Below are 14,605 nucleotides of genomic sequence, written 5' to 3'. Positions count from 1 at the left end.
TAATCCTTACCCTTTAACCTTTTCCCCAAATACAGCAGACGATTACCATCGCCAGCTTTCTGGGAATTGGAGACAAAAGCCAAAAATGAAAAACTCCACCCACAAGGGGATGGAGTTTTAGGGCATGGGGAATGGGGCATGGGGCATGGGTAAGAGTTCCCAATGCCCAATGACGGCAGTTGCTTTAAGCCGGGAAACCCGTCCAACGCACTGCCTCCCCAATGCCCCAAGTCGGCGGGCGGCTATCCCTCTCCACCCACAAGGGGATGGAGTTTCCCGCCGACTTCCAATGAATGTGGATTGTGAAGACGCTGTATCTAGCATCTTTACAATCCACATTTATTTGGGTTGAAAAAGAGGAAAATATTTGAATCTACCCTTTCCCCTTTGACCCTTTCACCATTACCCAATATTAAGGTGTAGCAGCAGATGAGGTACTTTGCCAACCTGTTTCCGCTTTCTGGAAGACGTAAGCAGCTACCTCTAAAATTTCTTGAGTGCTTAACTTGTTTTTAAAGGGAGGCATGGCATTTTTGCCATTCTGTACCTGGTGGATAATTGCTTGAATGGGGTCTTGGTCGTAATTTTCCAAATAACTTGATAATGCTTCTTTTTTCAAGGTTTTATGGCTAATTAAGATATTACCGCCCCCAATATGGCAAGAAGAACAATTAGCATCAAAGATTTTCGCGCCATCGGATGTTTCGGCAGCTAATGCTGGCAGAATGAATGTAAATCTAAATAATGCGATCGCCAACAGCAGGATAAATAAAAATATTCTCAAGAGATTCTCCTTGCAACAACCATTCGGCAACCTTAAAACTTTATCGAGTAAGTTTTCTATGGCTGCTTTCAGCCATAGAGATTACCAACTGATATGTGTACTCTACCTCATGAAGCGTTAGTTTCTGTAGCTGGTAAACTCTATGGGACAAATATGGATTTAATTATATATTTTTAAGATTTGGAGTTTAAGGGCTGCTCCCTTGTGAAAAATTCCAGTTCTCCACTTTGACAAGGTTTAATCAAAATTTAGCGGTGTCGAGCTGAGTAGATAGCACTCGACACCGCTATTGATATCTATATAAATTACTTCAAACTCAAAGTAAAGGAATGCCGATTCTGGGAAATATAACCTAATGTTCGCTTTACCTGAGTAGCCTGGTTACCCTAATATCATATTCAGTGCCTCTTGGATGCTCGCTTCTAGCCCTTTGGAATGCCATACCGTCAGCTTGTGCTTTTGAAGGAGCGTCGATTTCGTACCTTGTCGTCCCGCGTTGAAAGGTATTGTTTGCTAGATCAGCAAATTCTTTGATATCTACCAATACCTCGTATGTGTGATCCATTTCGGAACCTCCAAATGTGCATTCTACACGCTAATGGGGAACACTCTCAGTATATGAACATACAGAGGTACCAGAGAGCAAATTAATACAATTCTTGATTGAGTATTGATTGATTACTCACTAAAATTTAAGACTCATTAATTTATACAAATTAAGAAAAATATTGATAACACATCCATAATCTTTAAGGTTGCAAAGCTGTACACCCCCAATATGGTGAGGTTAAAAATTTTTCCTCATGATTTTGGGGTTGTAAAGACTCGATAAATCGCGTCTCTACAGGATTTAAACGTTAATCGATTTCTCTTATCGGAACAGTCTTGTGTCTACACCTATTTATGTCTTTGTTGGATTGTTTTTCAAACTGGTTTTACTTTTTCTGGAATTGGGAAATCTCATGCTGTAGTAATTCTTAGACAAGCCACTTATATGTAAACTTTATACCGAAAGCACGGGGATATACCCCAACTAGAACCCAGTCCTCAAGGCTGGGTTTTTGATGATCTCTTGTGATTGCTCAGTAGCAAAAAACCTAATGATAAATTCTCCGGAATGAGTAAATCTCATGTTGTAGTAATTCTCAGACAAGCAACTTATATGTAAACTTTATACCGAAAGCACGGGGATATACCCCAACTAGAACCCAGTCCTCAAGGCTGGGTTTTTGATGATCTCTTGTGATTGCTCAGTAATAAAAAACCCAGTGACAACTTCTCCGGAATGAGTAAATCTCATGTTGTAGTAATTCTCAGACAAGCAACTTATATGTAAACTTTATACCGAAAGCATGGGGATATACCCCAACTAGAACCCAGTCCTCAATGCTGGGTTTTTGATTATCTATTGTGATTGCTGAGTGATAAAAAACCCAGTGACAACTTCTCCGGAATGAGTAAATCTCATGTTGTAGTAATTCTCAGACAAGCAACTTATATGTAAACTTTATACCGAAAGCATGGGGATATACCCCAACTAGAACCCAGTCCTCAAGGCTGGGTTTTTGATTATCTCTTGTTATTGCTCAGTAATAAAAAATTCAGTGAAAACTTCTCCGGAATGAGTAAATCTCACGCTGTAGTAATTCTTAGACAAGCAACTTATATGTAAACTTTATACCGAAAGCATGGGGATATACCCCAACTAGAACCCAGTCCTCAAGGCTGGGTTTTTGATTATCTCTTGTTATTGCTCAGTAATAAAAAACCCCGGTGGCACTAACCGGGGTGAAAATGAGAAGTCCAAATAACTAACTGATACCGAATTCAAAAAATCTTAGCTAACACTCAAGCCTAGCAATACCAGAGTAGTAACAAGCAATGTAGCGAACACGCCTTGTATAACATATTTGCGCTGTTCCCAAATTGCAGGGTACTCAGCGTAGTACATCTGGGGTTCAGTTGCGTAGTTATTGAGAACGCCGTCTTCATTAACAGTTGTGTACATAGTTGTTTCTCTTAGTTGTTAACTTATGTAAATAAATCTAACAAATTTGTTACAAATAGTCAACACTGCTTGACAAATAATTGTAGATACTATCTATAAAATCAGCTTATCAATAAGGCAATGACAGGCGCAGCTACGCCTGTCATAGAAAGGAACAAGATTTTTGTGAGGTGTGATGTCTGTCTGAAAGGTTTCAAATTGGTATAACGAGCCAGGAAGCAACTTAACTGCTCAGAACTCAGCACTCAGCACTGTTCATTTAACTTCGCTGGCTTCAAACTTGGTAATCTTGCCTTTTTTGATAGCAACAACTACATCGTAGGTTGCACAATAAGCAATGGTGACATTATTGGCTTTGTTGTACAAGTTCACTACCATACCCGCACCACCTGGTTGTACTGCAATTGGCTCTAAGTCGCCAAAAAAGTAACGTCGCAAAGCGTCACCAGTACCAAACTGGCCCTTATTTTTGGCGAGGAATTCTATTTTTTGTTGAGCAGTTAACCCTGTAGCATCCTTTGCTTCTGCGGCTGAAGCTTGGACTAGTGAGGGATTAATAGCTTTGAGGGGAGCATCCCAAACTGTAAAACAACCGATTAAGGCAACACTTGTGAGCATGGTAGCGAGTTTCATTTTTGACTCCTAAACCTGGAATTTTCTGGAACAACCAAACTATCGCTGCTAGGGCTGAAGCTGAACTGAAACTCAACCATGATTTTGATGAATTTATCCCTTGAGAAATTTCAGTTAATTCTCAGCATTTTTTCAGAGAGTTATGGGATGTTAAACTCACAAGTAACTTACAGTATTTTTAAGCAAAGGCTGATTGTGTACAGTGGTGTTATTGTGACTAGAGTAAAAAGACGAAATCTTTTGCACCAAAGAATTCCAGGGAAAATATATCTCTGGTTAGCAATTCTCATCTTTGGTGCATCTAGTGCAATTACTCGTAAGCTCACAGAAATTGGTGCCCATAATTTGATAGGCGATCGCAATCCTATCTCACTGTGTAATGTTTTATTTGTTGGTAACCTTTGCGCTTTGATAGTCTTGATCGCTATCTACTGGCGACAGTGGAATAAAACAACTTTGCAGCAGCTATCGAAAACAGATTGGTTCAGTCTCACCGTTGTGGCTATTTTATCAGGAGCGCTGGCCCCTGGCTTAATTTTCCAAGCTCTAGCAATTACAGGAGTTAACAATGTAATTTTGATTGGGCGCTTGGAACCCCCGTTAACGCTAGCTTTATCAGTGTGGTTGTTGCGAGAACGGGTAAATAAATGGGAAATTATTGGTGCGATCGCAGCATTTGTTGGCGTTAGCCTCACGATTCTCCTTCAGCCTCCCAGTGTCCCCATGATGAGTATGGGGGTTTTTAATTTAGGATTAGGGGAAGTATTGGCAGCAATTGGATCTATCGCTGTAGCCGTTTCTACAATTATTGGTAAAAAATATCTCTCTCAAATACCGTTAGGAATTTATAGTATCTTTCGCACTGCTTTAGGAACTGTCATCTTTTTCCTCGTAGCTTTAACACTTTATGGTAAAGAGCATTTTATCGATGTGTTCTCACCATTTCTGTGGCAATGGATGTTAGTTTATGGTGCCGTTATTGTAGTGCTAGGCCAGTCATTTTGGCTCAAAGGTTTAAGAGATTCTACAGTATCTACAGCATCTTTAATCGGCTCATTTACACCAATTGTAGGTATCGTTGCTGCTTTTTTGATATTAAATGAAGCCCCAACAATGGCTCAATATATTGGTGGTAGCTTGATTTTAATAGGGATATTTCTGAGCCAAATTGGTAATTTGCGTCATAGTTCTCGCAGATTTGCTTCTAGAAAATTGAGTTCTACTCCAGCAGAACAAGAAGTAGAAACCCACATGGGATTTAAAGGAATATAATATTTTTTAATTCAGTAGTTAACGCTCTGCCTGGAAAATAGTGTTGACTGTTGAGCAGGCAAAAAGATTTTCACGCCTTCATGGTTGATTTATTATATAAATGTCTAGAGGGAAAATGAGCCTATAGGGCATTGAGTATTGGTATTTGTCAAAGCTCCCCTCAGGTATTTTGTTGTGTTTGTATGGTTTACTTGTATAGCAGTAGTAAATCATTTGTGAGAAACTACAAATGATCAAAGGTTAATGACTGACTAGACAAAACATTTCAAGATCAAAAATGGGAACTAGTAATTACCATATCTTGTCTGAGACAAGTATCTATCTCGCAGCCAATATAAATACACAAGCGTGTTGAAGCTAAATTTTTTTAATTTATTAAGATTGCTGTTCGTGAAATTAATATAAAACAAGGCTTTGGCTGTATGCCCACCTTAGAAGAGTGGTACCAACAGAATAAAGATGATGAAACGTAAATTTTGGAAAAGTTATCTGTTTGCTCTTTTAGTATGCCTACCTTTTGGGGCTGTCAGCACGAGCAAAATTTTCGCAGTAGAGCCAGTTTATCAAGTAGCGCAAGTAACAAATAGTTATAACCAATATATGAGGTTGGGCTACACAGAAACTAAGCGCAGAAACTATCGCAGAGCTTTGGGATATTTTCAGCAAGCAGCGCAACTACGTCCCGGAGATATATATGCTACTACGGCAATTAGAAATGTCACGGGATATATTCAAGGTCGCAAGACTTTGATTAGCTTCGTTCCGGGAAAACCTAGTAGATTAGGTTCAGGAGGAACAAGGGGAGCTTGCTTTCAGCATGGAGAAGTGGTGATTCCTTTAATACCAAGCGATAGAGACACTCAATACACCACACAAGAGCGTCCCACATTCTTCTTCTATATTCCTAAAGCTTCCAGAACAGTTAGAGAACTAGAATTTGTATTGCGGGAGGACGAGAATCTCGATCCTTTATATAAGGAGAATTTCAAAGCTTTTGATCAAGCTGGAATTGTTGGGATTACCCTCAAAGCTAATCAACCGCCTTTGAAACCTGGCAAAGAATATACTTGGGCCTTTTCGATGATTTGCGATCCCAATAGCCGCGATCGCGATTCTTATCAAGAAGGTAAAATCCAAGTTATGCAAGATGAGAACATTGCTGCACAGGTAAAAGAAACACCAACACCTCTAGATCGTGCAGTGCTCTATGCAACAGCTGGATTTTGGGAAAACGCCCTCAGTATTTTGGCTGATTTACGCCGCCAGAGTCCAAATGACCCGAAAATAAAGCAATATTGGTCAGATTTATTGAAATCCGTGAAGCTCGACGCAGTAGCAGATCAGCCTTTATTACCGCCTTGCTGCACTACTCAGCAGGGAACAATGGGTAATGGAGGAGTAGAGGGGACAAGGTGAGAAGGGGACTGGGGATTGGGGACTGGGGGATGAGGGGGATAAGGGGGATGAGGGAGATGAGGGAGATGAGGGGGACAAGGAGAAATCTCTATTACCCATTACCCATTACCCATTACCCATTACCCATTACCCATTACCCATTACCCATTACCCATTACCCATTACCCATTACCCCTTACCCCTTACCCATTACCTATTCCCTAAACCATAACCTCGCCATTTGCCTTGGGAGATGAGTAAAATATTGGATAATTTTTATCCAAAAAAATACTTAAATTTCCGCATTTATTTGTATCAATCAGGGGAAACTCCCAGGGCAATACTGATATGGTTCCAGCTCCTCGCCAACAATTATGGCAATTGAGGTTACTAAATTTATTAGCAATCTGTGGTGTATTTATCGCATGGATGGGTTCTGCACGCGCTCAAATTATCCCGGATGGGACATTAGGTGCAGAAAGTGCAACCCTTAAACCAAATGCTACAGTTCAGGGTTTACCTGCAACCTTGATTGAAGGTGGAGCAACTAGAGGTGTCAATTTATTTCAGAGTTTTTTGCAATTTAATGTTGGCGATAGTCAAAGAATATACTTTGCCAATCCTGCAGGTATTGAGAACATTTGGACTCGTGTCACAGGTAGCGATCGCTCCAACATATTTGGTACTTTGGGCGTAGATGGTAGAGCAAATCTGTTTTTACTCAATCCCAATGGTATTATTTTTGGGCCGAATGCTCGCTTAGATGTGGCGGGTTCTTTTCTGGCGACAACAGCCAATAGCTTTATCTTTGACAACGGCTTGAAGTTCAGCGCTACAAATCCAGAAGCCGCGCCACTACTGACTGTGAGCATTCGTCCAGGATTGCAATTTGGTGCGAATCAGTCTGCAAGTATTAGCAACACTGGTAATTTAACTACAGGGCAAGATTTAAGCTTGATTGCTGGTAATCTCGACTTACAAGGTAGGCTACAAGCAGGTAAAGATTTAACAATACAAGCACAAGATACTGTCAAACTGCGAGATACGGCGGTTAATCCTTTAATTGTGGCTGCGAGTGGAAATTTACTAGTACAAGGTAATCAGAATATTGATATTTTTGCCTTGAATCACCCTGATAGTGGCTTATTTGCTGCTGATGATTTGTTGCTGCGGAGTGCAAATACTGTGGGAGGGGATGCTCATTATTGGAGTGGGGGGAATTTTCGGATTGAGAAATTAGATAGTAGTCTAGGTAAGCTTTCCAGCCCTCAAGATCCGATTATCCGCGCTAGTGGAGATGTCAGTTTTGAGAGTTATGAAGGAGCATCCTTGCATATTTTTGCAGGAGGTTCCGTGAATATTGGCAGTATTTTGATTACAGGTGCAGACACAACCGCTCCCAAAAACTCTATTACAGAAGATGTGCCACTGTCAGAGACTTTGCCTGATGATACAAATTATGTCTATATTCAAGGCGCATCTGAACCAACATTAGATATTCGTGCTGGAACTACAGCTTTTGGTTTTCCTGGAATGATACCAGAACCAATTATAGGGCTAATTGGTCAAGTTAAAACTCATGCGCCTAGTACCAGTGCAGATATCAATATCGATAGCATTAGTAATGTCAATAAAACAGAAGTAGGAGAACCGATAAAAGGGCAAATTCTGTTAACTAATCAGTATTCACCTAATGAACTACCAGGAAATATTACCACAGGCCCAATTGATACTTTTGGTAATGTTACCATCGATTCTCGAGGTCATATCACAACTAATGGAACAATTGATATTTCTCGTGGCTGGGATAGTGGTAATAGTATTAATCTGATTAGTAATGGCAACATTATTACTAATGGAGATTTACTTTCTGATTTACTTGAGGATGTCGATGGCAATGGCGGGAATATTAGCCTAATAAGTAAAAATGGTTATATTGATACAACATTAGCAGATATCGTATCTGAAACTCATAATGGATTCGCTGGTGATGTAAATATTAAAGCACTAGGCGATATCTACCTTGGTAATATAACAGCTGCTAGCAATTCTGATGATGATACAAAATTTAGTAGTATCAGCATTAAATCTACTGATGGTTCTGTCTATTTAAATCAATCTAACTTAGATACTAGCAACAATGGCAATGGCTATGCAGGAGATGTAGCAATTACTGCCCGGCAGGAAGTTAAAATTGAAAATAATAGTAATATTGATAGTATTGGTGATTCTGGTATTATATATATTGGTAAATCAGAATATGCTAATTTCTCTCCTCATAATATTATAATTAATAACTCTCAAATAAATAGTGATAATCGCAATTTACAAGGTCAGTCTGGAGAGATAAATATTGAATCTCTTAATAATATTTTGATTACAGATAGCAAGATAGTAAGTGGTGCTACTGGTATAGATAGTACAGCTAATGCTAGCAGTATTTCAATTAAAAGTATTAGTTCTGTTTATTTAAGTGGCACCGAAGTATTTAATGATGTAATAACAGGTGGTACAGGAAATTCCGGGAAGTTCAGCATTGAGTCAGGATTAATATCTCTAGATAAAACTACTGTGCAATCTGGTAACAACGGCTCTGGAAAATCTGGAGATATAGATATTCATGGGAGTGAATCTATATCTTTGAATTCCGCTAAACTATTCACTGATAATAACGGGTCTGGAGTAGCAGGGTATATTAACCTGATTGCTGCTAACAATGTTGCTATTGATAATAGTAAGATTACTAGCGAAAGTAATTACAATAGCGATGCTGACCTATACTCTTCTATTAATATAGAAGCCACAGAAGGGTCAGTTTTTTTGAACCAGTCTAAGATAAGTACCACCAATTTTAGTTTAGGTTATGCAGGAGATATTAGTATTAATGCTCGTGATGATATTTCTATTGTCCAAAATTCTGCTGGGAGCGAGGAAGATAGCCAATATCGAGGCATATTTAGTAATGGTAATTTAGGAAATATTTATATTGGATGGATACCAAATAGCTCACTGATTCCGCAAAAAATAACTATAGACCAATCTTTTTTGAGTACTAGTAACAAAGTAGATAGCGATAATCAAGCAGCAATCTTTGCTAAAGATACAGGTGAGATCAGGATTCAGTCTCTGGGAGATGTAGTTTTTACTAGTAGTAATTTAGAAACTGTAACGAATGGTTCTGGTGCAGGTGGTAGCATTTATGTAGATGCTAAATCTGTATCTCTTGCTGATCAAAGTTCTCTATTAGCTAATACCCTAGGAACAGGAAAAGCAGGAAGTATCAATGTGAGAGCAGCAGGTGGTTCCCTCTCACTGTCTGAAAGTAGTATTAACACTGGTAGCAACGATTTAACTTTAAGTTCCTCTCACCAAAGTCAAGAAGGGGAGGGTGGTGGTGGTGATATTAATATTAGCGCTGCTAATTTGTTGCTCACAAAAAATGCTTATTTAAATGCTAGCACTTTTGGCTCAGGAAATAGTGGTAATTTCTCAATTGTAGTTGATAAAAATATTGATTTTACTAATAGTTCTATCTTAAATGCTAGAACTTATGGTACAGGACATGCTGGTAATATCAACATTAAAACTCAATATTTTAATTTTAATGAGGAATCGCTGATTCAGGCGGAAACTTTTGGTAGTGGTAATGCTGGGAATTTAGATATAACTGCTCAGTTTTTATCTTTTAGTAACACATCCAGAATTGATGCTCAAACTTTTGGTAGTGGTAATGCTGGGAATATTAATATTAACACTCAGTCTCTTGCCTTAACTGAGGGTTCAAGAATTAATGCTGACACTCGTTCTAGTGGTAAAGGTGGCAACATTAATATTAATCCTTGGAATGAACAAAACCAGGCTGCATCTTCTGTAAATATATCAGGATATGCACTGATAAATAAATTTTCCAGTGGATTATTTGTAAATACTGAAAGTACAGAAACTAATGCTGGTAATGGGGGCAATATTACTATTCATACTGGCAGATTAAGTATTAGCGATGGTGGAGTTTTAAGCGCCCCTTCTAAAAGTAGCGGTAACGGGGGAGATATCAAAGTTAATGTCAATAATCTGGAAATCACAGGCGGCGGACAAATTCTCACCAATGCCTATAGAAGTGGAGCAGCAGGTAATATCAAAATTAATGCCACAAATTATATTACCATTGCTGGTCAAGATTTTACATATCAGGAACGACTGAATCAACTGATAGCAGTCATCAGCAATATTAAAGATAATTATAATTTTGTACTGCCTGATAATGAGCAAGAAGCTAAACGCATTCTTGGTTCAATTAATCAATATAGTGGACTATTTGCCAATACAGAATCTGACTCTACAGGTCAAGGCGGTACAATCAACATTGACCCTGAGCAAGTGACAATTAAAGATAGTGGGAGAATTTCTGTAAATAGTCAAGGTTCAGGAGTAGCGGGTAGTATTAGTATTACAGCCGATCGCTTAACTCTTGATACCCAAGCACAGATTACGGCTGATACAAACAGCGGTCAAGGCGGTAGCATTACCCTCAACTTACAAGATTTACTGCTATTTCGCCGTCAAAGTTTTATTTCAACTACCGCAGGTAGACAAGGTGCGGGTGGTGATGGCGGTGCGATCGCAATTAAACTCAATTCTAATAACGGCTTTATTGTCTCTCCATCTTCGGAAAATAATGATATTGCGGCAAATGCTTTCTCTGGTAGCGGTGGTACTATCGAAATCGACGCTAAAGGCGTGATTGGATTAGCAACCCTCACCCGACAAGAACTTGAGCAGAAGTTAGGAACCACAGATCCGGAAAAACTTGACTCACAATATCTGCAAACTAACGATATTACAGCGATTTCCCAAACTGACCCACAGTTAAACGGTGTCATCAGTATCAGTTCTCCAGATATTGACCCCAGCAAAGGAATTGTGTCTCTACCCACCAACGCCAGCGATCCTTCTCAGCAAATTGCTCAAAATTGTGGTGCTGGAGATGAAAAAACAGCTGGTCAATTTACTGATGTCGGACGTGGTGGTTTACCCCCAAAACCTGACGAATTACTTAGCGCTAATACTGTTTGGGAAGATATTCGCCTTACGGCTAATAGCTTGCATACAGGAGGTTCCAGCTATAGTACAGGTGTCAATCCACCACAGCAAAAAGCTGTATTAGTTATGCCCGCTACTGGGTGGGTATTTAACGATAAAGGTGATGTGACCCTAGTTTCTCAGACACCCAAAACTGCGGCTTCTTGGTTAAATTCTTCTAGCTGTGCGGTGAAGAAGTGAAATATGATTTTTTCACGCAGAGACGCAAAGACGCAAAGAGTAGAGTGTAAAAGATGTAGAATTGCTCTGACTGGAAATTATAAAATGCGATCGCTAAGAGCAGTGTTCTGTGATGAATCAAATTAACCTCTGGACTTCTGCTGACCATGCTTTGAGATATCTATCTCAAGCAGATGCAATACCCCATCGTACTGAGGGTGAAGCAGTTTTGTTAGAACAAGTTCCTAAGACTGTGAAGCGTATTCTTGATTTAGGGACTGGAGATGGTCGCTTATTAGCATTACTGAAAATCGACCGTCCCCAGGCGCAGAGTGTTGCGGTTGATTTTTCTGCAACGATGTTAGAAGCGGTCAAAAATCGGTTTGCTGGGGATACAACAGTACAGGTAATATCCCATAACTTAGATTATCCCTTGCCAGAATTAGGTTATTTTGATGCCATAGTTTCCAGCTTTGCCATTCACCATGTAACTCACGATCGCAAACGTTCTCTATATACAGAAATTTTTCAGATATTGGAACCTGGCGGGATTTTCTGCAATTTAGAACATGTTGCCTCACCCACGCAAGCATTGCACGAACATTTTTTACACTCCATCGGTTTCACTGTAGAAACTGAAGACCCATCAAATAAACTTTTAGACGTAGAAACTCAACTAAATTGGCTGCGAAATCTCGGATTTACAGATGTAGATTGCTACTGGAAATGGCTAGAACTCGCCCTATTGATTGGCAAAAAACCGCAATCAATTTAAATTTTGAGTGTACGATGTGAAATTATAAGCGCGATAAAAAAGCGATCGCTATGGTTGTCACAACAGCGAAGTGGACAATAGATGAGTACCATCGCATGATTGCAGCTGGTATCTTAGATGATCGGCGTGTGGAACTATTAAAGGGAGAGATTATAGAGATGTCACCGGAAGGCGAACCCCATGCTTATTTCAGTACCGAAGCTGGGGAATATCTCTCTCGGATATTGGGGGAACGCGCTACAATTCGTCCAGCTAAACCAATTACGCTTTTGAATAACTCTGAACCTGAACCAGATATTGCGATCGTGCAACGTTTAGGACGAGAATATGTCAATCATCATCCTTACCCAGAAAATATTTTTTGGCTAATTGAATACTCCGATTCCACTTTAGAAAAAGATTTGGAAATTAAAAGCAAAGTCTACGCCGAAGCTGAAATTCCTGAATACTGGGTAGTTAACCTCAGAAAAAGACAGCTAATAGTCTTTCGAGATCCTCAAGATGGAGAGTACGCTTCCAAGTCCACATTAACAGGCGGGACGATTTATCCAATAGCATTTCCAGATATAGCTGTTGCAGTAGATTGTATTGTTAGCACTTAATATCAATTCCCGTTCTGTAAAATGTAGGGTGTGTTGTCGCATAGCGCAACGCACCACCAACAATTCAAAGTAGGTTTTTAATTTTGAATTGATATATAGTGCTTCCCATATTCGTGAAGTACAGGAATAAAAAATTAACCGCAGATGGAAGAGGATAAACGCAGATAAACGCAGATAACTTTTTATGGTATTCTTACATCCGCTTACAGATTTTATTGACTCTCATTATGCAGCCGATAACGCATCAGCCGAATATTACTATGAAGGATATTGTCCGCAAAGTGGAAATTTGCTGAGACTACCTCGCACCCCTTTAATAGAAGCGATCGCTCACGGTTTAATGCAACAATTAGCCAGCGATGAGCGCTATTCTCTAGAAGGAAAAATGTATGGTGTGTTGCTGGTTGAACTCCCAACTGGCGAACAGCGAGTAATTAAGGCTTTCTCTGGATTGCTGCATAGTTGCAGTGTAGTTGAGGGTTGGGTTCCGCCAATTCCAGGGAGAGAAGAAGTAGCTGTAGATGAAGCTAGAACCTTGGCGCAATTGGAAGCTATTAAACAAGAACTGATGACTTTACAGCAAATTCCCCAAAGACAGCAATATGAAAGCTTATCTCGCGAGTTTGCACAACAGTTACAAGCTATGAACGATCGCCACCGCGATCGCAAACATCAACGCCAAGAAAAACGCCAGCTAATCTGCGAAACGCTGACAGGCGCAGCACTCGCTATCGCTTTAGAAGAACTGGACGAAGAAAGCCGTCAGCAGGGAATTGAGCGAAAATTACTCAAACGCCAGCAAAATGAAGTTTTACAGCCGCTAAAGCAGAGAATTACAGCCGCAGATACGCGAATACAGGAATTAAAACAACAGCGTCAGCAACTTTCCCGTCAATTGCAAGCACAGATGCACGCAGCTTACACCTTAATCAATTTTTATGGAAAATCGCGATCGCTACAACAATTAATGCCCACAGGATTACCCACAGGTACAGGTGACTGTTGCGCGCCTAAGTTATTGCAATATGCAGCCATGCATCGTCTTAAACCCTTAGCAATGGCAGAATTTTGGTGGGGTTGTGCGTCAACTGATGGCGAAAAAATTCCCGGAAAATTTTACCCAGCTTGTACAGAACGCTGTCAACCTTTGATGGGGTTTTTGCTGTCAGGATTTCCAGAAATAGGGGAAAAGCTAGCGATTATTTACGAAGATGAATGGTTAATTGCTCTTAACAAACCCGCCGGATTATTATCAGTTCCCGGACGTTATCTTGATACCCAAGACAGCGTTCTTAGTCGATTGCGAAATATATTACCTGATGGAATGTCACTCAACGCCGTACATCGACTGGATCGAGACACTTCTGGTATTTTATTGCTAGCACGCGATCAAAAAACTTATCGCCAACTCAGCATCCAATTTCAGCAACAGCAAATTCACAAGATTTATGAAGCCTTACTTTCTGAAATTGTGAATATTGACGCAGGTGTAATTGAATTACCACTGTGGGGAAATCCCAATCATCGTCCTTATCAACAAGTTAATTGGGAATATGGTAAACCCAGCATTACCCATTTTCAAGTAATAGCTAGAGAGGGAAAATATACTCGCATTGAATTTAAACCGCTAACAGGACGCACTCATCAATTAAGAGTTCATGCTGCTGATATTCAAGGACTTGGTAAGCCAATTTTAGGAGATCCGCTTTATGGGTTGAGTACAGATTTTAGTCGTTTATATCTCCATGCGCGAGAAATTTACTTTCAACATCCGCAGTTAAAAGAAACTCTGCATTTAAAGACGGAAATGCCGTTTTAATTCGTAATTCGTAATTCGTAATTTAGAAAATATTATGGAATCTATTAATCAGTAAATG

General features: G+C 39.7%; 12 protein-coding genes. 8 read left to right on the top strand and 4 right to left on the bottom strand.

Annotation, left to right across the window (positions count from 1 at the left end):
- Positions 1-124: 124 nt before the first annotated feature.
- Entirely contained in the window at positions 125-352 is a 228-nt protein-coding gene (locus tag HG267_RS29445; RefSeq protein ID WP_155539326.1) for a hypothetical protein, read from the top strand.
- Positions 353-412: 60 nt separating this feature from the next.
- Here HG267_RS29445 and petJ read toward each other — a convergent pair whose 3' ends face one another.
- From petJ to HG267_RS29425, 4 genes are all read right to left on the bottom strand, one after another.
- Positions 413-784, bottom strand: a complete 372-nt coding sequence (petJ, locus tag HG267_RS29440; RefSeq protein WP_045871212.1) for a cytochrome c6 PetJ — start codon at positions 782-784, stop codon at positions 413-415.
- Between the two features lie 364 nt (positions 785-1,148).
- Positions 1,149-1,349: a hypothetical protein gene (locus tag HG267_RS29435; protein ID WP_045871211.1), complete on the bottom strand. Its 201-nt coding sequence runs from the start codon at positions 1,347-1,349 to the stop codon at positions 1,149-1,151.
- Between the two features lie 1,272 nt (positions 1,350-2,621).
- Positions 2,622-2,792, bottom strand: a complete 171-nt coding sequence (gene psb34, locus HG267_RS29430; RefSeq protein WP_045871210.1) for a photosystem II assembly protein Psb34 — start codon at positions 2,790-2,792, stop codon at positions 2,622-2,624.
- A gap of 255 nt (positions 2,793-3,047) precedes the next feature.
- Positions 3,048-3,425, bottom strand: a complete 378-nt coding sequence (locus HG267_RS29425) for a hypothetical protein (RefSeq protein ID WP_045871209.1) — start codon at positions 3,423-3,425, stop codon at positions 3,048-3,050.
- A 213-nt stretch (positions 3,426-3,638) separates the two neighbouring features.
- On the opposite strand from HG267_RS29425, the gene HG267_RS29420 reads away from it, so the two are divergent.
- From HG267_RS29420 to HG267_RS29390, 7 genes are all read left to right on the top strand, one after another.
- Entirely contained in the window at positions 3,639-4,697 is a 1,059-nt protein-coding gene (locus tag HG267_RS29420; RefSeq protein WP_045871369.1) for a DMT family transporter, read from the top strand.
- 459 nt (positions 4,698-5,156) lie between these two features.
- The gene (locus HG267_RS29415) at positions 5,157-6,113 is read left to right on the top strand and encodes a DUF928 domain-containing protein (protein WP_081584038.1); all 957 of its coding nucleotides are present in this window, start codon (positions 5,157-5,159) and stop codon (positions 6,111-6,113) included.
- Positions 6,114-6,178: 65 nt separating this feature from the next.
- Positions 6,179-6,349, top strand: coding sequence for a hypothetical protein (locus HG267_RS29410; protein ID WP_168160985.1), 171 nt, complete (start codon positions 6,179-6,181; stop codon positions 6,347-6,349).
- A gap of 91 nt (positions 6,350-6,440) precedes the next feature.
- On the top strand, positions 6,441-11,372 hold the full coding sequence (locus HG267_RS29405) for a filamentous hemagglutinin N-terminal domain-containing protein (RefSeq protein WP_052335233.1): 4,932 nt from the start codon (positions 6,441-6,443) through the stop codon (positions 11,370-11,372).
- A 112-nt stretch (positions 11,373-11,484) separates the two neighbouring features.
- Positions 11,485-12,126 (top strand): class I SAM-dependent methyltransferase, encoded by a 642-nt coding sequence (locus HG267_RS29400; RefSeq protein ID WP_045871207.1) that lies wholly within the window; start codon positions 11,485-11,487, stop codon positions 12,124-12,126.
- A gap of 50 nt (positions 12,127-12,176) precedes the next feature.
- A complete protein-coding gene (locus HG267_RS29395) occupies positions 12,177-12,728 on the top strand; it encodes a Uma2 family endonuclease (protein WP_045871206.1) in 552 nt (183 codons plus the stop codon).
- 184 nt (positions 12,729-12,912) lie between these two features.
- Positions 12,913-14,547: an RluA family pseudouridine synthase gene (locus tag HG267_RS29390; RefSeq protein ID WP_045871205.1), complete on the top strand. Its 1,635-nt coding sequence runs from the start codon at positions 12,913-12,915 to the stop codon at positions 14,545-14,547.
- The last annotated feature ends 58 nt before the right edge of the window (positions 14,548-14,605 follow it).

The organism is Tolypothrix sp. PCC 7601, from assembly GCF_025677855.1.
Lineage (GTDB): Bacteria > Cyanobacteriota > Cyanobacteriia > Cyanobacteriales > Nostocaceae > Aulosira > Aulosira diplosiphon.
This window is presented reverse-complemented; position numbering and strand designations above follow the sequence as displayed.